The organism is Ornithinimicrobium jinqii (genome assembly GCF_045032595.1).
Classification (GTDB): domain Bacteria; phylum Actinomycetota; class Actinomycetes; order Actinomycetales; family Dermatophilaceae; genus Ornithinicoccus.
The window spans coordinates 37,907-59,437 of sequence record NZ_JBJFZS010000019.1 but is presented as its reverse complement, the minus strand read 5'-3'; the positions used below and the strand labels follow the sequence as shown (position 1 = coordinate 59,437).

The window sequence follows — 21,531 nt, the reverse complement described above, 5'->3', positions numbered from 1 at the left end:
CGGCCGGTGACCGGCCCCCGGGTCGCCCTCGTCCTCAACCCTTCCTCCCGCCGCGCGCCGGCCGCCCGTCGCGCGGTCGAGTCCGCCTGTGCGGCAGCCGGACTGGGGAGACCGCTGGTGCTGGAGACCACGGTCGAGCAGCCCGGCCCGGACCAGGCGAGGTATGCCGTGAGCCAGGGGGTAGGGCGCGTGGTCGTGGCCGGGGGTGACGGGACGGCCCGGCTGGTCGCCGGTGCCCTGGCCGGGGCTGCCCCGATCGCGGCGGACCACGCCGCGGTCGTCACGCTGGGTGTCGTGCCGGTGGGGACCGCCAACCTCTTCGCGCGCAGCGCGCGGCTGCCGCTGAGCGACCTGGCTGCGGCCGCCCGGCTGGCCGTGACCGGCCCGGGACGTCCGACGGACCTCGGTCGCGCACTGCTGCTGGACGCCGTCGGCGCGGGGGAGGAGCACCCGTTCCTCGTCGTGACCGGTCTGGGGCACGACGCCGCGACGCTGGCGGCGGTCCGACCGGCGCAGAAGGCCAGGGTCCGCTGGCTCGCCTACTTCTGGCCGGGCCTGCGGCGGCTGCTCAGGCCCGGCCACCCGTTGACGCTCACCGGTGACGGACGGCCGGTGGACGCCGGACCCCTGTGGAGCCTGCTGGCCGTCAACGCCGCGCGGCTGCCCGGGGGAGCCCGCGTGGTGCCGGGTGCGGGGCTGGACGACGGCCTCCTGCACCTCGTCCTGGTCTCCCCGGACGGGCCCATCGGCTGGATCCGGGTGGCCCGCACCGGGCTGTCGACGAGGAGGCACCACCCACCGGACCACCCCGCCCTGCGCTACCGCACCGCGCGCGAGGTCGTGGTCCGCTCGGACGTCCCGGTCCCGGCCCAGGTGGACGGCGACGTGGTGCACCACGTCGTCGAGGCCCGCGTCCGGCTGGAGCCGGCGGCCCTGTCCGTGGCGCGATGACGCGCCAGGTGGAGCAGGGCGCTGACGGTGTGGTCGACTGAGGACATGGACCCGCGCGCACTCCAGATCACCACCCTGACCGACGGCTGGCGCACCGGCAGGGACGCCGAGCAGCAGGTGCTGACGATCCTGCGCCAGACCCCCGAGGGAGAGCTCGACGCGGTGCTGGCCGACCTCGACCTGCCCCGGACGCTCGGCGACGTCGACGACCACCTCTGGGGACCGGACCACCGCACCCAGATGCTCGACCTGCTCCTGCGCGAGCGTCGCGCCGAGCTCTCGGCCGCCAGCCTGGGCGTGGTCCTGTCCTGCCTGCACGGCATGGGGATGGGGCGCGAGCACCAGGAGCGGCTGGTCGGGGTGATGCTGGCTTCCGAGGGGGCCGCCTTCCACGACCTGAAGTACCACCTCAACCACGCCAAGGACCACCACGACCTCGAGCACCTCGTCTTCGACGACCTGGACGACGACCTCGCCGACCGGCTCCTGGCGCACATCGCCGCGCAGGCGGGCGTCGACCCCACCTCCGACCTGCGGGTGCTCTGCGACATCGACGACACCCTGACCTGCGCCATCCACGACGACCGCTACCCGCGGGGCACGATCTACCCGGGGGTCGTCGCGCTCCTGCAGGCCCTCGACGACGGCGCCGCCGAGCAGCCCAACCGCGCCGGCGACCTCACCTTCGTCACCGCACGCCCGGGCGGTCCGCGCGGCCTCGTGGAGCAGTACACCCGCAACCACCTGTCGCACCTCGGGCTCCCGCCGCACTCGGTGCTCGGCGGCTCGCTGCTCAACCTGCACACCAAGGCCGCGATCGCCGAGCGCAAGATCCAGAACATGGAGCGTGACAGGCTCCTCTTCCCGGAGTGCCGGATGGTCTTCATCGGTGACAGCGGGCAGGCCGACGGCGACGTGGGCGCCCAGATGCACGCTCGCGACCCCCAGCACATCGTCGCCACGCTCCTGCACAACGTCACCGACCTCACCCCGGAGCAGCGGGCCGAGCGCGCCGTGGACGGAGTCCACGTCTTCGACACCTACGCCGGAGCGGCCGCCCACGCGCTGCGGGCCGGGCTGATCCGGCCCGACCAGGCGCGCACGGTCGCGGAGGCGACCCGACTGGGTCTGGGGCTGGTGGACCTGACGCCCGAGCAGCGCAGCCGGCTGGAGCGCCAGCTGGCCGCCGACGTGGCCGCGATCGAGGCTCTGACGCAGGTCTGACCGGGGACCCCGGGTGGCGGGGCGGGGGCGGGCCGGGGCAGAGTGGGGCACGACGCACGTCCGGACCGGCCGGGCGGCCGACGAGAGGTTTGTGAAGACCCATGGCACTCACCAGCAGGGCAAGCGCGTCCTGGACCGGCAACCTCACGGGCGGGTCGGGCACCGCGAGCCTGGACAGCTCCAAGCTCGCCACCTTCGACATCAGCTGGAAGGCCCGCACCGAGGAGCACGGGGGGACGACGAACCCCGAGGAGCTCATCGGGCTGGCCCACGCCTCCTGCTACTCGATGGCGTTCTCCAACGTCCTGGACAAGAACGGCACGCCGCCCACCCGGATCGACACGGTCGCCGAGGTCACCTTCGACCCGACGGTCCCCGCGATCTCGGGCGTCCACCTCACGGTCCAGGCGCAGGTCGAGGGGCTCGAGGACGAGGACTTCCAACGGCTCGCGGAGGCGGCCAAGGAGGGCTGCCCGGTCTCCAAGGCGCTCACCGGGACCGAGATCACCCTCTCGGCCTCCCTGGTCTGACCGGGGCGGGGAGGCACCCAGCATGAGCACGAGACCGACGGCCGTGGTGACGGGGGCGAGCGGCGGCATCGGCGCCGCCTGCGCCAGACGGCTGGCCCAGGACGGGTATGACGTGTGGGTCACCGCGCGGCGGGCCGAGCGCGTCGAGCAGGTGGCCCAGGAGATCGGCGGGCGTGCGCTCGTCGTCGACGTCACGAGCCCGGGGGACGTCGCCCGGCTGGCGGAGGCAGTGGGGGAGCGGCTGGACGTGCTCGTCAACAACGCGGGGGGCGCCCTGGGGCTCGACCCCGTGGCGTCCGCCGACCTCGACGAGTGGCGGGCGATGTACGAGACCAACGTCATCGGCACCGCGGCGGTGACCAAGGCCCTGCTGCCGGCCCTCACGACCGCGGACCACGGGACGATCGTCGTCATCGGCTCGACGGCGGGGCTCGTGGCCTACGAGGGCGGCGGCGGCTACTGCGCGGCGAAGTTCGCCGAGCGCGCCGTCGTCGACACCCTCCGCCTCGAGCTGAGCGGCACCGACGTGCGGATCAGCGAGATCGCGCCGGGGATGGTCAGGTCCGAGGGCTTCTCCCGGACCCGCTTCCACGGCGACGAGAAGGCAGCGGCCAAGGTCTACGCGGGCGTGGCCGAGCCGCTGGTCGAGGACGACATCGCGGAGTGCGTCGCCTGGGTGGCCGCCCGGCCGCGGCACGTCAACATCGACCGGATGGTGGTGCGTCCGGTCGCCCAGGCGGCCCAGCACAAGGTGCACCGCTCCACCGGCTGAGCGGACGTGACAGGGTGGTGCCCGTGCCCATGGACACCCAGACCGTGCTGACCCTGCTCCAGGAGACCGCCGCGGAGGTGATCGACCCGCGCTTCCGGGCACTGGCCGAGGGCGACGTCGGGTCCAAGTCCCACCCGGAGGACTACGTCACGGTGGCCGACCGGGAGGCCGAGGTGATCATCACCGCAGCGCTGCGCGAGGCCTACCCGGAGGCGCTGGTGCTGGGGGAGGAGGCGTATGCCGAGAACCCGGGCCTGCTGCCGGCGTTCCGCGCCGCGGAGCACGCCTTCACCGTCGACCCGGTGGACGGGACGCGCAACTTCGTGCACGGGTCGCCGGACCACGCGGTGATGGTCGCCGAGACCCGCGGGGGCCGCACCGTGAGGGCGTGGATCTGGCAGCCTCAGCACCGGCTGGCCTACGTCGCCGAGCGGGGGGCGGGGCTGTGGCGCAACGGCCAGCGGGTCGTCCGCGCCGCCCCGGCGACGGACCCGGCCCGGTGGCGGGCGCGGACCTCGCGGCGCAAGCAGGTCGGCGCCATGCTGGGCCCCGTCGGGCCGCTGGAGCTCACCTGGGTCAGCTGCGGCATCGACTATCCCCAGCTCGCCGAGGGCGTCTGCGACGCCCTCGTCTACGTCGGGACGATGCCCTGGGACCACGCCCCGGGCTCGCTCATGGTCGAGGAGGTCGGGGGCGCGGTCGGGTCGGTCGACGGCGAGGACTACGCGCCCGGCACCCCGGTGCGCGGCATCGTCGCCGCAGCCTCGCCGGAGGTGCTGCGGACCCTGCAGGACCACTGCTGACCTACCGTGCTGCGTCGGCCCCGTCGTCGGGCGGGCTGTCCTCGTGGTGGTCCGGGTGCTCGGTCGTGTCGTGCACGGCGGCGCGCAGGGCCAGCTCCCGGGCCAGGGTCGTGACCTGCTGCTCCATCTGCCGCATCCGGCGGTAGGAGGACGCCACGTAGCCGAGGAAGAAGACCGTCAGCCCGTAGAGCAGCAGGTCGGCACCGCGGCCCACCCCGAGGACCTGCGCGAGCTGGGTGAGCAGCCGGGGGAACAGCACCGCGATGGCGGCCAGCAGCACGAAACCGATGAGGAGCAGGCGACGCACCGCCTGGTGCCGGGCCCCGGCCGACGACGCGTTGAGCATGCCCGTGACCACGACGATCGCGACGAGCAGGACGATCTTGATCAGCGGTTGGTCGAGCGGTTGGTCCATCAGTCGGTCGAGCATCGGGCCGGCCTCACTTCATCAGGGTGTCGATGAGGATGTTGACGGAGTTCATCAGCGACTGGCCCTTGGCCCTGCTGTAGTCCGTGTAGAGCACGTGCACGGGGTGCTCGGCCCACGGCAGCCCGGTCCGGCCCAGCTGCAGCACGATCTCCGTGGCGTGGGCCATGCGGTTCTGCCGCAGGTCCAGCGCTGCGGCCGCGTCCCTCCGGATCACCCGCAGTCCGTTGTGCGCGTCGGTCAGCCGTAACCCGGTCTGCTGGTTGGTCAGCCACACAGCCGCCTTGAGGACGACCTTCTTGACCCGCCCGGGCCGGGTCCGGTCGTCGAGGAAGCGTGACCCGAAGACGACCGCCAGGTCCTCGTCGTGGGCCCGCTGCACCATCGCTGCCGCGTCCTCCACGCGGTGCTGCCCGTCGGCGTCGAAGGTCACCAGGTAGGCCGCGTCCGTCGCCTCGAGCACGTACCGCATACCGGTCTGCAGCGCCGCCCCCTGACCGAGGTTGAACGGGTGCCGCACGACCACGGCACCCGCGGCCTCCGCACGCGCCGCCGACGCGTCGGTCGAGGCGTCGTCGACGCACACCACGTGCGGGAACACCTCCCGCGCGGCGCGGAGCACCCCCTCGACCACCGCCTCCTCGTTGAAGAGCGGGACGACGAGCCAGGCGTCGTCGAGCGGGGGCGATAAGGTCATACCGAGCATTGTCCCGCACCGTCCGCGGGATGCCCGACGAAGCCCGACGAAGCCCGACGAAGGAGTGGTGTGACGACACGCATCATGGACAGCGCCGACGTCTCCCCGGACGCGACCGTCGACGACGACTGCTCGGTGTGGCACCTCGCGCAGGTGCGTGAGGGCGCGGTGCTGGGCCGGGGCTGCGTGATCGGCAGGGGGGCCTACATCGGCACCGGGGTGCGGCTCGGCGACCACTGCAAGATCCAGAACTACGCGCTGGTCTACGAGCCCGCCCAGCTGGCGGACGGGGTCTTCGTCGGACCCGCCGCGGTGCTGACGAACGACACCTTCCCGAGGGCGATCAACCCGGACGGCTCGCTCAAGAGCGCGACCGACTGGGAACCGGTCGGCGTGACCATCGGACGGGGTGCCTCGGTCGGGGCCCGGGCCGTCTGCGTGGCCCCGGTGACGATCGGGGCGTGGGCCACGGTGGCGGCCGGAGCCGTCGTCACCCGCGACGTCCCGGCGCACGCGCTGGTCGTCGGCGTCCCGGCCCGGCAGGTCGGGTGGGTGGGCCGCGCCGGCCACCCGCTCGAGCCCGACACGACCCCGGGCCGCTGGCGGTGCCCGACGACCGGCACCCTCTACCGCGAGCACGACGGCACCCTCACCGAGGAAGGCGACACCCATGACTGAGACCGAGCGCACGACCGAGCAGCCCATGATTCCTGCGGCGAGGCCGTTGATCGGTGAGGAGGAGCGGGCGGCGGTGGACCGGGTGATGCGCTCGGGGATGGTGGCGCAGGGTCCGGAGGTGGCGGCGTTCGAGGTGGAGTTCGCGCAGGTGCTGGTGGGTGGGCGGACGTGCGTGGCGGTGAACTCGGGGACCTCGGGGCTGCACCTGGGGTTGCTGGCGGCGGGGATCGGGGTGGGGGACGAGGTGATCGTGCCCTCGTTCACGTTCGCGGCGACCGCGAACGCGGTGGCGCTGACGGGGGCGACGCCGGTGTTCGCGGACATCAGCGCGGACACGTTCAACCTGGACCCGGCCAGCGTGCGGGAGGCGGTGACCGACCGCACGGCGGCGGTGATGCCGGTGCACCTGTACGGTCACCCGGCGGACATGGACGGGCTGGGGGAGGTGGCCGCCGAGCACGGGCTGGTGCTGTTCGAGGACGCGGCGCAGGCGCACGGGGCGTCCTACCACGGGGCTCCGGTGGGGTCGTTCGGGGTGTTCGGGATGTTCAGCCTGTACCCGACGAAGAACATGACCTCGGGTGAGGGGGGGATGGTCGCGTGCGCGGACGAGGAGATCGCCCGGGGGGTGCGGCTGCTGCGCAACCAGGGGATGGAGAAGCAGTACGCCAACGAGGTGGTGGGGCTGAACAACCGGATGACCGACATCCATGCCGCGATCGGGCGGGTGCAGCTGAGGAAGGTGTGGGGGTGGACGGCGCAGCGGCAGGCCAACGCGGCGTGGTTGGACGAGGCGCTGTCCGGGGTGGTGGTGGTGCCGACGGTGCGCGATGGCTGTACGCACGTCTACCACCAGTACACGGTCCGCGTCGACGGCGCGTCCGCGGCGGAGCGGGACCGGGTGGTGCAGGCGCTGCGGGAGGAGCACCGGGTGGGGTGCGGGGTGTACTACCCGACGCCGAACCACGAGCTGGTCTCGCTGGCGCGCTTCGCCCCCGAGGTCGAGCTGGCGCAGACCGCGCGGGCGGCGGCGGAGGTCATCAGCCTGCCGGTGCACCCCTCGCTGTCCACCGGTGACCTGGAGCGGGTCGGCGCCGCGGTCCACGCGGTCCTGGGGGCGGGCGCCTGATGGGGACGCTGGAGGAGGGCAGGCCGGTGCGGATGGGCCTGATCGGGCTGGGCTCGATGGGCCGGCACCACGCGCGGGTGATCCGTGAGGTGGAGGGGATGGAGCTGGTCGCGGTCGCGGACCCGGTCGGGGACCGGCACCGGGTCGCCGGTGGGCTGGCGGTGCTTCCCGACGTGGACGCGCTGATCGGGGCGGGGATCGACGCGGCGATGGTCGCGGTGCCGACCTACCTGCACGAGGAGGTCGCGCTGGCGCTGGCGGCGGCGGGGGTGCACGCGATGGTGGAGAAGCCGATCGCGGCGACGGCGGAGTCGGGGCAGCGGGTCGCGGACGCGTTCAGGTCCGCCGGCCTGGTCGGTGCGGTCGGCTACGTGGAGCGGTGCAACCCGGCGCTGCTGCAGATGCGGCGGCGGATCGAGGCCGGGGAGCTGGGCGTGGTCTACCAGATCACGACCAGCCGCCAGGGTCCGTTCCCGGCGCGGATCGCCGACGTGGGCGTGGTCAAGGACCTGGCCACCCACGACATCGACCTCACGTCCTGGATCGCCCGCTCGCCCTACGAGGTGGTCGCCGGGCAGGTGACGCACCGCTCCGGTCGGGAGCACGAGGACATGGTCGTGGCCACCGGGCGGCTGGCCAACGGGATCATCGTCTCCCACACCGTGAACTGGCTCTCCCCGCTGAAGGTGCGCCAGACCGTCGCGACGGGGGAGAAGGGTGCGTTCGTGGCCAACACCCTGACCGGGGACCTGACGTTCGTGGCCAACGGCGACGTCACCACCGAGTGGGACCAGGTCTCAGCCTTCCGCGGCGTGTCCGAGGGCGACTCGGTGCGCTACGCCATCGCCCGCCGCGAACCGCTGCGCGTGGAGCAGGAGAACTTCCGCGACGCCCTCTGGGGCAGACCCTCGGACGCCGTGTCCATGGCCGAGGGCGTCCACACCCTCCGCGTCGTCGAAGCCATCCTGACCTCCGCCTCCACCGGGCAGACCGTCCACCTGTGACCCCGTGCCCGCCCGATCCGACCGGACGCGCCGGGTGGCGGTGACGCGACCGGACCGGACGCGCCGGGTGGTGCTCGCCTCCCGGATCTTCGTGCCCGAGGCGGCCGCGGCCACCTTCCGCCTCCGCGCGCTGGTCACCTCCCTGGCCTCCCGCGCCGAGGTACGGGTGCTGACCAGCAACCCGCCGCCGTCCCTGCGCGCCGTCGGCACCGACCCCGACGCGGCTGTGCCTTCGCACGTCGGGGTGGGCCGGTGGCCGGTGCTGCGCGACCGCACCGGCTACGTCCGCGGCTACCTGCCCTACCTCTCCTTCGACCTGCCCCTGGCGTGGCGCCTGCTCACCACGCCCCGACCCGACGTCGTCGTCGTCGAGCCACCGCCCACCACCGGAGCGGTGACCCGGGTCGTCCTGACCCTGCGGTCGGTGGTCGGGGGCCGCGTCCCCTACGTGTACTACGCCGCCGACGTCTGGTCGGACGCGACCGCCTCGACGGGCGCACCGCGGCCGGTCGTCGCGATCATGCGGGCCGTCGAGACCTTCGCCCTGCGCGGCGCCCGCGACGTCGTGGCCGTCTCTGACGGCGTCGCCGAGCGGGTCAGCGCCCTGGCCGGGCCCGGGACGCCGATCACCGTGGTGCCCAACGGGATCGACACGAGCGTCTTCACGCCCGAGGGGGAGCGGCACCCGGACGCGCCGAGCACGCCCTACCTGGTCTATGCCGGCACGGCCTCGGAGTGGCAGGGCGCCGAGATCTTCGCGGAGGCGCTGCGCGAGGTCCTGCGCGACGAACCTGGCGCGCGACTGGTGTTCCTGGGCCAGGGCTCGTCCTGGCCTGTGCTGCAACGGGTCCGGGACGAGGTCCCGGTCGGGGCGATCGAGCTGAGGCCCCTCGTTCCGCCCGCCGAGGCGGCCGCGTGGCTGCGGGGCGCCGCGGCGGCCCTGGTCAGCGTGCGCCCCGGGGTCGGCTACGACTTCGCCTACCCCACCAAGGTCATCGCCGCACTGGCCTGCGGAACCCCCGTCGTCTTCGCGGGGCCGGGCCCCGCCGCCGCCGACCTCCGCGGGTACGCCCTCGGCGAACCCGTGGCCTACGACGTGCGCGCGGTGGCGTCCGCGATGCTCCGCGCCCTGCGCGGGGCCCCGTCCGAGGGTGCCGGGCACCGGACGGCCTGGGTGCGGGAGCACCGGAGCCTCGCGGCGACGGGCGAGGCCGCAGCGGAGGTGGTCCTGCCTCGGCGCTGAGGCTGGTGCCACCCTGCAGCGATGGAACCGGTCCCTGCCTACGCGCCCGCCAGGCCCGGTGCCTGGCCGCGCACCCCGTGGGCGGCGGGCCACCCGAGCGTCGCGGCCCGGCGTCAGGCCAGCCCGCGGGAGGCGACCGCCACGGCGGCGCGCGCCGCGCCCCGGGCACCGCACGCCGCCACGTCCAGCCCCTCCACCCACGCCGAGGCGAACCCGGCGAAGAAGGCGTCCCCCGCGCCGTTGGTGTCGACCGGCGCCGGCACCGGGACGGCAGGGACCTCGACCCAGCCGTCGACCGTAGCCACCGACGCCCCCTCCGCCCCGTGCGTGCACAGGACCGCGACCGTGCCCGCCTCGACCCGCCCCTCGGCGAAGCTGCGCCAGCCCGGCAGGGCCACCGAGCTGAGCTGGAGCATGCTTGCGGCCTCGACGAAGTCACGGTGGTAGGCCGCCACCCCGTCGTAGTCGTGCACGTCGACCCACAGGGGGACACCCGCCGCCCGCAGCGGCGCGAGCAGGGAACGGGTCTGCTCGAAGATGGTGACCGCCACGACGTCCGCGCTCCTGGCACGCTCCACCAGCGCCGAGCGCCACGGCTCCCCGACCGGGTCCTCCAGCGACCCGCTCTCGACGAAGATCGAGACCCGGCCCCCGTCCGGGTCCATGAGGTTGGTGTGCTGCATCGTGCCGGCCGGGTCGGCCTCGACGAGCAGCTCCACACCGGCGGCCCCGAGGTCGCGCCTGACCCGCCGGCCCGGTTCGTCGTCCCCGAGCCGGCACCACAGCGCCACGTCCGCGCCGCAGGCCCGCAGGTTCAGCGCCTTGCCCGCGCCGCTGGAGCCGACCGCCTCGTGGCTGCCGGTGGCGAAGATCGTCTGCGACCCGCCGCGGGGCAGCTCGGGGAGATAGATCATCCGGTTCCAGGAGGCGCCGGAGACGACGAGGGCCTCAGCCACCGACAGGCTCCACGCCCATCCACCCGCCGAGCACCGCGGCCGCCCGACGACCGTCGTGGTGACGGCGGACCCACCCCGGGCCCCGGGCAGCGACCTCGTGCGTTGCGGCACGCCCGTTCAGCAGCTCGTGCATCACCGCCTCGAAGCTCTCGGCGTCCGCCTCCACCACCGGCACCCCACCGTCGACCGCACCCCTGCCCCCCAGCCCGGCGTCCGCCTCGTCCATCCGTGCCCTCACGGCCGGCGTCAGGTGGGAGACGACGACCCGGCCGGCGGCCAGGGACTCGGCCAGCAGCACGCCGGGGTTGCCGAGGACCAGCTGGTCCACGACCACGTCCGCGTCGGCGACGAAGCCGGCCATCTGCGCGTGCGGCACCCCGCGCACGCGTCGGTACTCGAGGAGCCCGGCACGCTCCATACGCGCCAGGACCTCCTCCACCACCTCGGTCCCCTTGAGCCGGGGGTTCGACGGGGCGTGCAGCACCACCGGGCGTTTCCGCTCCAGCGGGACGACCCCCGTCCCCTCGGCCGCCGTCGCGAAGCGCTCCACGTCCACGACCAGCGGCAGCCACGTCGCTCCGGGCACCGCGTCGAGGAGGTCGGGTGTGGAGACGAGCACCCGCCCCCCGGCGACGGCATACCGCTCCAGGTCGGCGCGGTTCTTGTCGACGACGGACTGCACGGTGCGGAAGTAGTCGTCCCACCCGCCACCGAAGGGGGAGTGGGGGTAGCGCTCGGCGTGCTCGCGCAGGTCCCGTATCTCGCTGCCGTGGTAGAGCACCGCGTGCTCCACCCCGACCGCGTCCAGCGCGGGCAGGTCCGTGAGCATCGTGCCGGCGTGGAAGTCGGCGAGCACCGGCCGACCCGACTCGAGGACGACGTGCGTCGCCTCGCGCAGCACCCGCTCGCCGTGGATCTCCCGGACGTGGCCGCGCTGGGCCAGCACCGAGAGGTGGTGGTCGGCGGGGTAGTGGAAGTGGGCCTGCGCGGCCGAGCGCTGGGCCCACAGGTTCTGGGCGGCAGTGTCCGGCAGGTGCTGCTCGACCGCCCGCGCCCACGCGTAGGCCTGCCCAGCGGTGTTCCACGGACCGAGGTAGAGACGCCGGCGTGCCGGCGGCATCGGTGCGAGGGCGCGCAGCTCGGCGTCCGCGCGTCGTCGCACGGGGACGGTGGCGAGGTCGCGCACGGGGGCGGGGAGGGCGCCGACGGCCCGCCAGGCCCACCGGCGCACGGAGCTCACGGGATCGGGCACACCGGCAGCCTACGATGGTCGCCATGACGAGGTGGTGCGCGTGAGCCGGTTGTGGCGTGCCCTGCGTCGGCTGCTGCCCCTCCTGCCGCCCTCCACCCGCGCCTTCCTCGGCGGGTATGCCGTGCTCGCGAGCCTCCTCGCGGTCGTCGACATCCTCGCCCTGTCGTTGCTGGCGCTCACCCTGGCCCCGATGATCCAGGACCGGCCGGTCTCCCTGCCCCTGATCGGCGAGGTCGAGCCCGAGCGCTACGCCTGGCTCCTGGGCGGCATCTGCCTCCTCGTGGTCGTCAAGGGCCTGGCGGCGCTCGTGCTGCAGTGGGTGGTCGCGTCGCGCCTGGCGGCCTACGACCTCGTCATCGGCGACCGGCTCTTCGGCGCCTACATCCGCGCCCCCTGGACCGAGCGGCTGCGGCGCAACACCGCCCAGCTGGTCCGCCTGGCCGACGTCGGCATCGCCAACACCACCACCGGGCTGCTGCTCCCGGCCGCCTCCCTGCCGGCCGAGCTGGCGACCTTCGCCGCCGTGCTGGTGGTGCTGCTCGTGGCGCAGCCGCTCACCGCCCTCATCACCTTCGGCTACCTCGGCGGGCTCGCCGTGCTCATGTATGTCGTGATCTCGCCCCGTGCGGTCGTGGCGGGCCGCGTGGGACGCGACTACTCGTTCAAGGTCGCCGGCCTGATGACCGAGATGATGGGGGCCCTGAAGGAGGTGACCCTGCGCGGCAAGGCCGACGAGGTCGCCACCCTGGTGCACGCCAACCGGGTGCACGCCACGCGCGCCCGCTCGCACCTGATGTTCCTCAACTCGGTGCCCAAGTTCGTCACCGACACCGGGCTGGTGCTCGGCTTCGCGCTCGTCGGCGGGGTGTCCTACCTGCTCGGGGGGGCGGGGCAGGCGTTCGAGGCGATCGCCCTCTTCGCGGTGGCCGGCATGCGGATGATCCCCAGCGTCAACCGCTTCCAGTCGATCATGACCCAGACGGCCTCCACCCTCCCGCACGCGGAGGCCGTCATCGCGGACATCCAGGCTGCGCAGGGCTACGTCGAGGCGGCCGAGCGGCTCGGGCAGGAACCGCTGGCAGCCGAGCCCCGACGGCTCGTCCTCGAGGACGTCGCGTTCACCTACCCGGGAGCCACCGAGCCGGCGCTGCACGACGTCGACCTCGACATCCCCCTCGGCTCCTCGGTCGCGCTGGTGGGGTCCTCGGGCGCCGGCAAGTCCACCCTCGTCGACGTGGTGCTGGGGCTGCTCGTCCCCTCCTCCGGCCGGATCCTCGTCGACGACCAGCCGCTCGGCGACGTGCTGGCCGCCTGGCGGTCCCGGGTCGGCTACGTGCCGCAGGAGGTCAACCTCTTCGACGGCACGATCGCCCAGAACGTCGCCCTCACCTGGGGGGACGACATCGACGAGGAGCGGGTCGTGCGGGCCCTGGAGCGTGCCCAGCTCAGCGGGGTCGTCGCCGGCCGCGGCGGGCTGCGCACGCGCGTGGCCGAGCGGGGGCTGGCCCTGTCCGGCGGGCAGCGGCAGCGGCTGGGGATCGCGCGGGCCCTGTATGCCGATCCCCTCGTCCTCGTCCTCGACGAGGCCACCTCCTCGCTCGACACCACCACCGAGGACGCGGTCGCCCGCGCGATCCGCGAGCTGCACGGATCGGTCACCGTCATCGCGGTCGCCCACCGCCTCTCCACGGTCCGCCACTCCGACCAGGTCTGCTTCATGACCGGCGGCACGATCGCGGCGCGCGGGAGCTTCGAGGACGTCGTCGCCGCGCACCCGGAGTTCGCCACCCAGGCGCGGCTGTCGGGGCTGGCCTGATGCTGCCCTCCGTCGACATCGACGTGGTCGTCGCCGTGCACGACCTCGACCGCCCGGTCGGGCGCACCGTGCTCTCGGCGCTCCGCGGGGCCGACCTGCGCGGGGTGCTGCCCAGCGGGCACCGGGTGCGCGTGACCGTGGTCTGCCACGAGCTCGCGTCCGCCGCGGTGCGGGAGCGCGTCGAGCGGGGCCTGGAGGACGCCGGCGAGGCCGACCTCTGTGCCCACGTGCGCTACCTCGAGGTGCACGACGGCACCGGCAGCCCCTCCGGCCCCTTCAACACCGGGCTCGCGGCGGCCACCGGTCGCTACGTGAGCATCGTCGGCTCCGACGACCGCTTCGCCGACGGGGCCCTGGCCGCCTGGGGCACGCTCGCCGACGAGCTGGGCTCGGCCTGGCTGGTCGCGCGCCTGGAGACCGACCGCGGCGAGCTCGTCCCGACGCCCCGCACCCGCCCCGGGCGCACCCGCGAGCTCGACCTCGTGCGTGACCGGCTCGCCTACCGGACCGCCCCGCTCGGGCTCCTGCGGCGCAGCGTGCTCGAGGACCTGGGGCTGCTGCCCGAGCCGCTGACCCCCGGACTGCGGACCGGCGAGGACGTCGCCCTGTCCCTGCGGCTGGCCACCTCGGGGGAGCGCATCGACTACGGCCTCGACCTGCCGCCCTACCTGGTCGGCACGGGGGACCCCTCGACCCCCGGCTCGCGCACCACCACGACCCCTCGTCCGGTCGCCGACGAGCTCGCCGCCCACGCCCGCCTCCTGGACGAGCGGTGGGTCCTGGCCCTGCCCGAGCGCGCCCGCCGCGCCATCGCCGTCAAGACGCTGCGGATCCACGTCCTGGGCGCCGTGCGGCGTCGTCCGTCACCGGTGGACTGGGGGCCGGGGGAGGCCCGCTGGGTGCAGGAGCTGACGCGCGACCTCGTCACGATGGCGCCCGACGCGCTGCGCGCCCTGCACCGCGCCGACCAGCAGCTGGTGGAGGCGGTCCTCACCGCGCGCGACACCGACGCCCTCGCCGCGGCGTCGGCCCGCCGGGCCTCGTCGTCCCGGTGGGACATCCTCCTCACCTCCGACCCCCGCGCCAACCTCGACCCGGAGGCGACCCTGCGCGCCCACGCCGAGGCCGCCACCGCGACCGCGCTCGCCCGCCTCCGTGCCGGACGGGCACCCCGTGCACCTCAGCCGGGCGAGCGACCCCGCGTCCTCGTCCTCTCGTTCAGCCCGATCGCCTCGGACGCGCGCGTCCTCAGGCAGGTGCGCCACCTGAGCCGCGAGTTCGACGTCGTGACCTGCGGCTTCGGGCCGGCGCCCGCCGGTGTCACCGCGCACCTCCGGGTCCCGGACGCGGCGCAGAACCGGCTCGACGGCCGCCTCATCACCGCCCACGGCTACCGGACCGCCTACCGGGCGCAGGCGGGCGTCCGCTGGGTGCGGCGGCACCTGACCCCGGACGGCGCCGACGTGATCCTCGCCAACGACCTCGACGCCGTGCCGCTGGCCCTGTCGCTCCGGCCCCGAGGCGGCGTCCACGCGGACCTCCACGAGTACTTTCCTCGCCTCCACGAGGAGCACGCGGCCTGGATGCGCCGGATCGCGCCCTACCAGGAGTGGCTCTGCCGACGCTTCCTGCCGCGCTGCGCCGCCGTCACCACCGTCAGCGGCCGGATCGCCGAGGAGTACGCCGAGCAGTTCGGCGTCGAGGTGGGGGTGGTCACCAACGCCAGCCCGTACGCCGATCTCGCGCCGCTGCCCGTCGGGTCGCCGATGCGGCTGGTGCACTCCGGCGCGTGCCTGCGCAACCGCGACCTCCACGTCCTGGTCGACGCCGTGGACGCGGCGGTCGCCGAGGGCGCGGACCTCACCCTCGACCTGTACCTGACACCCAACGACCCCGCCTACCTCCAGCAGCTGCGGGAGCAGGCGTCGCGCACCGGTGGCGCGGTGACCGTGCACGACCCGGTGCCCTACGCCGACCTCGTCACCACCCTCCACGCCCACGACGTCGGGGTGCACGTCCTGCCACCCCTGTCGTTCAACAACGCCAACGCGCTGCCCAACAAGGTGTTCGACTACGTCCAGGCCCGTCTCGCGCTCGTCGTCGGACCCAGCCCGGAGATGGCCGCGCTGGTGCACCGCCACGGGCTGGGCGTGGTCGCCGACGGCTTCGACGCCGCCTCGCTCACGGCCGTCCTGCGCCACCTCGACGTTGAGCAGGTCGCCACTTTCAAGGCCGCCGCCCACGCGGCCGCCCACGTGCTGTCCGACGCAGAGGAGTCGCGTCGGTGGGTCACGTCGGTCCGGGCGATCGCCGACGGCACCGCCGACCTGGTCGAGGAGCCGCTGTGAGGTCCGAGCCGCGTCCCCGGCTGCTGATCGTCTCCTTCAGCCCGTTGCGCTCCGACGCACGCGTGCTGCGTCAGGTCCGCCTCTTCGCGGAGCGCTACGCCGTGACCACGCTCGGCTACGGCGAGGCTCCCGACGGCGTCGTCGAGCACCTGCGCCTGCCCGACGACGTGGTCGCCTGGCACAAGGACCGGCGCCTCCTGGCCACCCGACGGTTCGAGACGGCCTACCGCGCCTCCCCGGTGGTCCGCGCCACCCGGACCCTCCTGGAGGGACGGCGAGGCAGCTACGACGTGGTGCTGGCCAACGACGCGGACACGCTCCCGGTGGCCCTGGACCTGGCGCCGGCGGGCGGCCTGCACCTGGACCTGCACGAGTACGCGTCGCGCCAGAGCGAGGAGTCCTGGCGCTGGCGTCTCTTCGTCGCCCCCTACTACCGGTGGCTGCTGCGCCGCTACGCGCCCGCTGCCGACTCGGTCAGCACCGTCGGCACCTGGCTGGCGCGGGAGTACCGGCGCGAGTTCGGCCTGGGCCCCGTCGTCGTGCCCAACGCGGCGCCGTTCGCCGACCGGTCGCCCACCCCGGTCGGGTCGCCCCTGAGACTGGTCCACTCCGGCCTGGCCCGTCGGGGTCGCAGCCTGTACGTCATGATCGAGGCCGTCCGCGCCGCCGCCCGGCCGCTGACCCTCGACCTCTACCTCATGCCCAACGACCCCGGCTACCTGCAGGAGCTGCGCGAGCTGGCGGCCGACCTGCCCCGGGTGCGCTTCCACGACCCGGTCCCCCCGGACCGACTGGGGGAGTCGCTGGCCGCGTGCGACGTCGGCGTCTTCGTGCTGCCGCCCGTCAACTTCAACTACAGGTTCACCCTGCCGAACAAGTTCTTCGACTTCGTCCAGGCCCGGCTCGCCGTCGTCGTGGGACCCAGCCCGGAGATGGCCGACCTCGTGCGCCACCACGGCCTCGGCGTCGTGACCGAGGACTTCACCGCCGAGTCGTTGGCCGCCGCCCTCGACGCGCTGACCGACGAGCAGGTCGCCGGCTTCAAGGCGGCCTCGCACGCCGCCGCCTCCGAGCTCTCGGCCCAGGAGCAGGTCCGCGGCTGGACCCGGGCGATCGACACGCTCGCCGCCCGGGTCAACGGCTGAGCGCCCCGTCGTCGGACCGCCGGACCGCAGGGGCGACGCCCACCGTCCCCCTCACGTCAGCGCCGTCAGCTGCCAGCCACCCTCCACGCTGCGCTCACGGAACCCCAGCGCCTCGTTGATCGCGAGCATGTGCGCGTTCTCTCCCGCGTTCCAGGTGTGGATCCGGGCCACCTGGGGCGCAGCTGCGGCCAGGACGCCGAGGTTGACGGCCTTGACCAGCATGCCCAGCCGGTGACCGCGGTGCTCTCCGTGGACGAGGGTGTCCTCCTGGTAGGCGACGTGCGGCTTGTCGGTGGGGACGTCGATCGTCGTGTAGGCCACCAGCGACCCGCTGGCCACCTGCTGGGCCACGGTCGTCACCCGCACCCGGCCCATGGCCTCGACCTTCCGGTCACCGTGCGCGACCCGCTCGGCGTCCCACGCCTCGGGCTCCAGCTCCAGGTCTCCCGTGGGCACGTCGACGCTCATCCGCGCCATGAGACCGGCCATCGCCTCGAGGTGCTCCGGCGGGGTGGACCCCACCCAGCTCACGGCGCGGTATGCCGTGCCCGCCACGTCTGCCGCCCTCGGTCCCGCGTCCTCGGCCAGCGCCAGGGCCCGGGCCATCTCGACCGCGCTGTGCCGCTCCACCTGCTCGAGCACGAAGCCCAGGTCGCGAAGGGTCGTCGCCGCCCGGTCGCCGCTGAGCCGGCCCGCACCCGTGCGCGGGACCATGACCTCCCCGGCTCCGTGCACGGCGTGCGTCATCCAGACCTGGGCCGTGCGCCGACCGTCCGCGACGAGGACCGGGCGCGCGTGCTCCCACAGGAGCGGCAGGACCTCGGCGGGGTCGGCCCCGGGGTCCAGGGCGACACCAGCCTCGGCCAGCGTCGTGTTGTCGCGCAGCGGCATCGTCAGCCAGATCCCCCCGAGCACCTGGTCGCTGTCGACCGCGACCAGGAGCAGGGTGCGACGGAAGGACTGGTCGGCGTAGGCCACCGTCAGGCTCTGCGCGCTGTCGGCCAGGTCGTCGTCGCCCAGCACCGACAGCAGGTGACGTCGCGACGCCTCGACGAACCCGGCCAGCAGCCGAGGTGGGTCCGTGCCCGGCCGCCCGGGGTGCGGCACGGCGACGATCTGCAGTCCCATGACCAGTAGTGTCCTGCCGCGCCGACCTCCCGGCAACGGGTTTCAGGTCAGCGCGTCCAGCACGGCCGCCGCGGCCCGCCCCTCGCCGTAGGGCGCCTCGTCGGTGGGTGCGGGCGCGGGGCGGGAGGCGGCCTCGCGGACCGCGGGCCCGGGCTCGACGAGCACGTTCCACCCCAGCCGCACCGTCTCGACCCACTCGGTCTCGGTCCGCACGGTCGTGCACGGCGTCCGCAGCGCGAACGCCTCCTTCTGCAGACCGCCGGAGTCGGTGATGACCCCGCGCGCCCGGGCGACCGCACCCACCAGCGCCGGATAGGGCAACGGCGGCCGCGTCGTCAACGACCCGCCGTCCAGGTCCAGCCCCTGCTCCTGGGCACGGGCCCGCAGACGCGGATGAGCCAGGAGCAGCACCGGGTGGTCGACCTCCCGCAGCGCCTCCACGATCGCCCGCAGCCGCACCGGGTCGTCCGTGTTCTCCGCCCGGTGCACCGTCGCCACCGAGAAACCGCCCTCGCTCACCCCCAGCTCCGCCAGCACCGCCTCGCCGTCCACGAGCTCGTCGCGCACCCGGTGCAGCACGTCGATCATCACGTCGCCCACCAGCACCGTGCGCCCGCCCAGGCCCTCGGCCCTCAGGTGCTCGACCGCGACCTGCGTGGGCGCCAGGCACAGGTCGGCCGCGTGGTCGGTCAGCACCCGGTTGTGCTCCTCCGGCATCCTGCGGTTGAAGGAGCGCAGGCCGGCCTCCAGGTGCGCCACCGGGACGTGCAGCTTCACCGCCGACAGGGCCCCCGCCAGCGTGGAGTTGGTGTCGCCGTAGACCAGCACCCAGTCCGGGCGCTGCGCGTCCAGCACCCCGTCCATCGCCCCCAGGATCGACCCGGTCTGCACCCCGTGACCGCCCGACCCCACCCCCAGGTGGACGTCCGGGTCCGGGATCCCCAGGTCCGCGAAGAACACGTCGGAGAGCATCGGGTCGTAGTGCTGCCCCGTGTGCACGATCACGTGCTCCACCCCCCGTCGCGCGCACTCCGCCGCGACCGGGGCCAGCTTGACGAACTGCGGACGCGCACCGACCACGCTGAGGATCCTCACCGGCCCAGGGTAGGGCGTGGGGGCCGGACCAGGAAGGAGCGGCACCGTGGACCCGGGCCGGTCGCCGGATAGCGTGTGCCCCATGCGCGTGCTGGTGGTGACGACCTGGTTCCCGACCCCGTCGTCGCCGTCGACGGGCAGCTTCGTGGCGCGGGACGTCGAGGCCATCGCGACCCGCCACCACGTGCACGTGCTGCACCTGTGCGCGCCCCGGCTGCTGACCCACGGGGACCCAGGTCCGGAGGTCCCCGGCACCGGCGGGCGGGTCAGCCTCGAGCGTCTCGCCATGGACCCGCGGCGCCCCGACCACGTGCTGCGGGCCCGCCGCCGGGTCCTCGAGCTCACCAGGCACGCGGACCTGCTGCACACGATGGCAGTCTCGGCGCTGCTGCCGACGACCGGCCCGCGCCCTGCCGTGCCGTGGGTGCACACCGAGCACTGGTCCGGTCTGATGGCACCCGAGACGCTGACCCTCGGACTGCGTGGCGCCCGGCTGGCCGTCCGCCACCTCCTGGCCCGTCCCGACGTGGTCGTGGTGGTGGGGGAGGAGCTGGCCGCGGGGGTGCGCCGGCTGCGCACGGGTCCGGTGGTGGTGGTGCCCAACATCGTCACCGCGCCCGAGGAGCTGTCGGCCCGGCGCCGACCGGAGGTGCCGTTGACCGACCCGGGCCGTGGCGTGGCGGGGCTCGTGGGCGTCGGCGGTCTCATCGACCGCAAGGACCCGCTCACCGCCGTCGCCACGGTCGCGGAGCTTCGCGCCCGCGGGGCCGACGCCCGCCTGACGTGGGTGGGGGAGGGTCCGCTGCGCGCCGCGGTCGTGAGGGCGGCGGACGCCTCCGGGGTGCCGTTGCGGCTGACCGGCGACATCACACCGGACGAGGTGCAGCCGCTCGTCGCGGACGCCGACGTCTTCCTGCTGCCCACCCGCGCCGAGACCTTCTGCGTCGCCGCCGCGGAGGCCCTGGCGGCCGGACGTCCCGTCGTCGTGGGCGACACCTCCGGGCCCCGTGACTTCGTCGGGCCACCCTCGGGGGCCCTGGTGGCCCCCGGCGCTCCGGCAATGACGTGGGCCGACGCCGTCGAGGGAGCATGGCGCTCGAGCGCGGGCCTGACCGCCTCCGCCATCGCCGCCCCCGTCCTGGAGCGCTACGGGGCCCACCGGTATGCCGAGCGCGTCGACGCCGTGTACCGCTCCCTTCTCCCTGCCCCGGACGGTCCGGTGGTCGACGTGGTCGTGGCTGTGCACTCGGCGCAGCGTCGGACCGAGCGGGCGGTCCGCTCGGTGCTCGACGGCTCGGGTGCCCTGGCAGATCGCGTGCGGGTGACGGTGGTCTGCCACAACCTGTCCGCGGGCGAGGTGGCGGGGTCCTTCAGCGCCCGCACCCGGGAGGACCCGCGCGTGCGCCTGCTCGAGCTGCGCGACGGCATACCCAGTCCGAGCGGCCCGTTCAACGCCGGCCTCGACGCGGCCACCGCCCCCTGGGTCTCCGTCCTCGGTTCGGACGACACGCTGGCACCGGGCGCGATCCCCGCGTGGCTGGAGGCGGCTGAGGGCCTCGACCCGGCGGAACCGGTCGTCGTCCTGGCGCCCCTCGAGCTGGCGGGGCGACCGGTCCCCACCCCGCCGGTGCGTCCGGCCCGGCGTGCGGGTGCACCGCTGGACCTCGTGCGGGATCGGCTCAGCTACCGCTCCGCGCCCCTGGGGCTGCTGTCCCGCGGGGCGCTGCGTCTGCCGGGGGCGCGGCTGCTGCCGCAGGCCGAGGTCGGCGGTGACGTCCCGATGGTCACGGCTCTCTGGGCGCGGGCCCGGGTGCTCAGGGCTCCGGGTGCCCCGGCGTACCGAATCCACGAGGACGCTCCCGACCGGGTGACCTACGCGCCACGGCCCGTCGCCGCCCAGCTGCGCAGCGTCGACATGCTGTGGGACCTGCCCTGGGTGCGCGACCTCACGACCCGCCAGCGCCGGGCCGTGGCCACCAAGGTCCTGCGCATCCACGTCTTCGGCGCCGTCCTCACCCGGTCCGACCCCGGCTGGTGGTCCGTGGCGGAGAGGAGGGCGCTTGCCGACCTCACCCGGCGTACGCTCGACGCCGCCCCCGGCGCCGCCGACCCCCTCAGCCGCGCCGACCACGACCTGCTGGCCGCGGTGCTCGACCCCACGGTCCCCGCGGCCGTCCTCCTCGCGCGGGCCCGGGACCGGCGCCGGCACGGCCGCCCGCGCACCCTGCTGCCGTCCTCGTGGCGCCACGTCCTGCACCGGGAGGCCCCGCTGCGCTTCATGGCCTCCTCGCTCGCCGCACGGCGCCGCTGAGCCGGCTCCGTGGGGAAGGCCA

19 protein-coding genes are annotated in these 21,531 nt (G+C 74.6%); 13 read left to right on the top strand and 6 right to left on the bottom strand.

Going from position 1 to position 21,531, the window contains the following annotated elements; genetic code table 11:
• The first annotated feature begins 6 nt into the window (after nt 1-6).
• From ACI3ET_RS09120 to ACI3ET_RS09100, 5 genes are all read left to right on the top strand, one after another.
• Entirely contained in the window at nt 7-951 is a 945-nt protein-coding gene (locus ACI3ET_RS09120; protein ID WP_405032707.1) for a diacylglycerol/lipid kinase family protein, read from the top strand.
• Nucleotides 952-996: 45 nt separating this feature from the next.
• Nucleotides 997-2,175: a phosphatase domain-containing protein gene (locus ACI3ET_RS09115; RefSeq protein ID WP_405032706.1), complete on the top strand. Its 1,179-nt coding sequence runs from the start codon at nt 997-999 to the stop codon at nt 2,173-2,175.
• A 101-nt stretch (nt 2,176-2,276) separates the two neighbouring features.
• Entirely contained in the window at nt 2,277-2,705 is a 429-nt protein-coding gene (locus ACI3ET_RS09110) for an OsmC family peroxiredoxin (protein WP_405032704.1), read from the top strand.
• Nucleotides 2,706-2,727: 22 nt separating this feature from the next.
• Nucleotides 2,728-3,477, top strand: a complete 750-nt coding sequence (locus ACI3ET_RS09105; RefSeq protein ID WP_405032703.1) for an SDR family NAD(P)-dependent oxidoreductase — start codon at nt 2,728-2,730, stop codon at nt 3,475-3,477.
• A 29-nt stretch (nt 3,478-3,506) separates the two neighbouring features.
• A complete protein-coding gene (locus tag ACI3ET_RS09100; RefSeq protein ID WP_405032743.1) occupies nt 3,507-4,280 on the top strand; it encodes an inositol monophosphatase family protein in 774 nt (257 codons plus the stop codon).
• A 1-nt stretch (nt 4,281) separates the two neighbouring features.
• Here ACI3ET_RS09100 and ACI3ET_RS09095 read toward each other — a convergent pair whose 3' ends face one another.
• Nucleotides 4,282-4,710 (bottom strand): DUF2304 domain-containing protein, encoded by a 429-nt coding sequence (locus tag ACI3ET_RS09095; RefSeq protein WP_405032702.1) that lies wholly within the window; start codon nt 4,708-4,710, stop codon nt 4,282-4,284.
• A gap of 10 nt (nt 4,711-4,720) precedes the next feature.
• Nucleotides 4,721-5,404 carry a glycosyltransferase family 2 protein gene (locus ACI3ET_RS09090; RefSeq protein ID WP_405032701.1) on the bottom strand — a complete coding sequence of 228 codons (684 nt, stop codon included), beginning with the start codon at nt 5,402-5,404 and terminating at the stop codon, nt 4,721-4,723.
• A gap of 69 nt (nt 5,405-5,473) precedes the next feature.
• On the opposite strand from ACI3ET_RS09090, the gene ACI3ET_RS09085 reads away from it, so the two are divergent.
• From ACI3ET_RS09085 to ACI3ET_RS09070, 4 genes are read left to right on the top strand one after another with little or no spacing between them, the layout of a single operon-like run.
• On the top strand, nt 5,474-6,082 hold the full coding sequence (locus tag ACI3ET_RS09085; RefSeq protein WP_405032700.1) for an acyltransferase: 609 nt from the start codon (nt 5,474-5,476) through the stop codon (nt 6,080-6,082).
• A complete protein-coding gene (locus ACI3ET_RS09080) occupies nt 6,075-7,211 on the top strand; it encodes a DegT/DnrJ/EryC1/StrS family aminotransferase (RefSeq protein ID WP_405032699.1) in 1,137 nt (378 codons plus the stop codon). Before ACI3ET_RS09085 ends, ACI3ET_RS09080 begins: the two co-directional genes overlap by 8 nt.
• Nucleotides 7,211-8,215 (top strand): Gfo/Idh/MocA family protein, encoded by a 1,005-nt coding sequence (locus tag ACI3ET_RS09075; RefSeq protein WP_405032698.1) that lies wholly within the window; start codon nt 7,211-7,213, stop codon nt 8,213-8,215. The genes ACI3ET_RS09080 and ACI3ET_RS09075 overlap by 1 nt, the downstream gene beginning before the upstream one ends.
• 4 nt (nt 8,216-8,219) lie before the next feature.
• Entirely contained in the window at nt 8,220-9,458 is a 1,239-nt protein-coding gene (locus ACI3ET_RS09070; protein ID WP_405032697.1) for a glycosyltransferase, read from the top strand.
• A gap of 113 nt (nt 9,459-9,571) precedes the next feature.
• Here ACI3ET_RS09070 and ACI3ET_RS09065 read toward each other — a convergent pair whose 3' ends face one another.
• Both ACI3ET_RS09065 and ACI3ET_RS09060 read right to left on the bottom strand, forming a co-directional pair.
• A complete protein-coding gene (locus tag ACI3ET_RS09065) occupies nt 9,572-10,414 on the bottom strand; it encodes a carbohydrate kinase family protein (protein ID WP_405032696.1) in 843 nt (280 codons plus the stop codon).
• Nucleotides 10,407-11,666, bottom strand: a complete 1,260-nt coding sequence (locus ACI3ET_RS09060) for a hypothetical protein (protein ID WP_405032695.1) — start codon at nt 11,664-11,666, stop codon at nt 10,407-10,409. Before ACI3ET_RS09060 ends, ACI3ET_RS09065 begins: the two co-directional genes overlap by 8 nt.
• A gap of 40 nt (nt 11,667-11,706) precedes the next feature.
• On the opposite strand from ACI3ET_RS09060, the gene ACI3ET_RS09055 reads away from it, so the two are divergent.
• The 3 genes from ACI3ET_RS09055 to ACI3ET_RS09045 are packed head-to-tail and all read left to right on the top strand — an operon-like array spanning nt 11,707 to nt 16,975.
• Complete coding sequence (locus ACI3ET_RS09055) at nt 11,707-13,482, top strand: ABC transporter ATP-binding protein (protein ID WP_405032694.1); 1,776 nt, start codon at nt 11,707-11,709, stop codon at nt 13,480-13,482.
• Nucleotides 13,482-15,830, top strand: coding sequence for a glycosyltransferase (locus tag ACI3ET_RS09050; RefSeq protein ID WP_405032693.1), 2,349 nt, complete (start codon nt 13,482-13,484; stop codon nt 15,828-15,830). The genes ACI3ET_RS09055 and ACI3ET_RS09050 overlap by 1 nt, the downstream gene beginning before the upstream one ends.
• Complete coding sequence (locus tag ACI3ET_RS09045; RefSeq protein ID WP_405032692.1) at nt 15,827-16,975, top strand: glycosyltransferase; 1,149 nt, start codon at nt 15,827-15,829, stop codon at nt 16,973-16,975. The genes ACI3ET_RS09050 and ACI3ET_RS09045 overlap by 4 nt, the downstream gene beginning before the upstream one ends.
• Nucleotides 16,976-17,026: 51 nt before the next feature.
• Here the strand turns inward: ACI3ET_RS09045 and ACI3ET_RS09040 are convergent, their stop codons facing one another.
• Entirely contained in the window at nt 17,027-18,103 is a 1,077-nt protein-coding gene (locus ACI3ET_RS09040) for a hypothetical protein (RefSeq protein WP_405032691.1), read from the bottom strand.
• Between the two features lie 42 nt (nt 18,104-18,145).
• On the bottom strand, nt 18,146-19,198 hold the full coding sequence (gene wecB / locus ACI3ET_RS09035) for a non-hydrolyzing UDP-N-acetylglucosamine 2-epimerase (protein ID WP_405032690.1): 1,053 nt from the start codon (nt 19,196-19,198) through the stop codon (nt 18,146-18,148).
• An 82-nt stretch (nt 19,199-19,280) separates the two neighbouring features.
• On the opposite strand from wecB, the gene ACI3ET_RS09030 reads away from it, so the two are divergent.
• Entirely contained in the window at nt 19,281-21,509 is a 2,229-nt protein-coding gene (locus ACI3ET_RS09030) for a glycosyltransferase (protein WP_405032689.1), read from the top strand.
• Nucleotides 21,510-21,531: the final 22 nt, after the last annotated feature.

Coding starts and splice junctions, on each gene's coding strand:
- ACI3ET_RS09105 (WP_405032703.1), top strand. CDS start 2,728: ATGAGCACGAGACCGACGGCCGTGGTGACGGGGGCGAGCGGCGGCATC.
- ACI3ET_RS09075 (WP_405032698.1), top strand. CDS start 7,211: ATGGGGACGCTGGAGGAGGGCAGGCCGGTGCGGATGGGCCTGATCGGG.
- ACI3ET_RS09100 (WP_405032743.1), top strand. CDS start 3,507: ATGGACACCCAGACCGTGCTGACCCTGCTCCAGGAGACCGCCGCGGAG.
- ACI3ET_RS09080 (WP_405032699.1), top strand. CDS start 6,075: ATGACTGAGACCGAGCGCACGACCGAGCAGCCCATGATTCCTGCGGCG.
- ACI3ET_RS09115 (WP_405032706.1), top strand. CDS start 997: ATGGACCCGCGCGCACTCCAGATCACCACCCTGACCGACGGCTGGCGC.
- ACI3ET_RS09110 (WP_405032704.1), top strand. CDS start 2,277: ATGGCACTCACCAGCAGGGCAAGCGCGTCCTGGACCGGCAACCTCACG.
- ACI3ET_RS09050 (WP_405032693.1), top strand. CDS start 13,482: ATGCTGCCCTCCGTCGACATCGACGTGGTCGTCGCCGTGCACGACCTC.
- ACI3ET_RS09090 (WP_405032701.1), bottom strand. CDS start 5,404: ATGACCTTATCGCCCCCGCTCGACGACGCCTGGCTCGTCGTCCCGCTC.
- ACI3ET_RS09095 (WP_405032702.1), bottom strand. CDS start 4,710: ATGCTCGACCGACTGATGGACCAACCGCTCGACCAACCGCTGATCAAG.
- ACI3ET_RS09030 (WP_405032689.1), top strand. CDS start 19,281: ATGCGCGTGCTGGTGGTGACGACCTGGTTCCCGACCCCGTCGTCGCCG.
- ACI3ET_RS09040 (WP_405032691.1), bottom strand. CDS start 18,103: ATGGGACTGCAGATCGTCGCCGTGCCGCACCCCGGGCGGCCGGGCACG.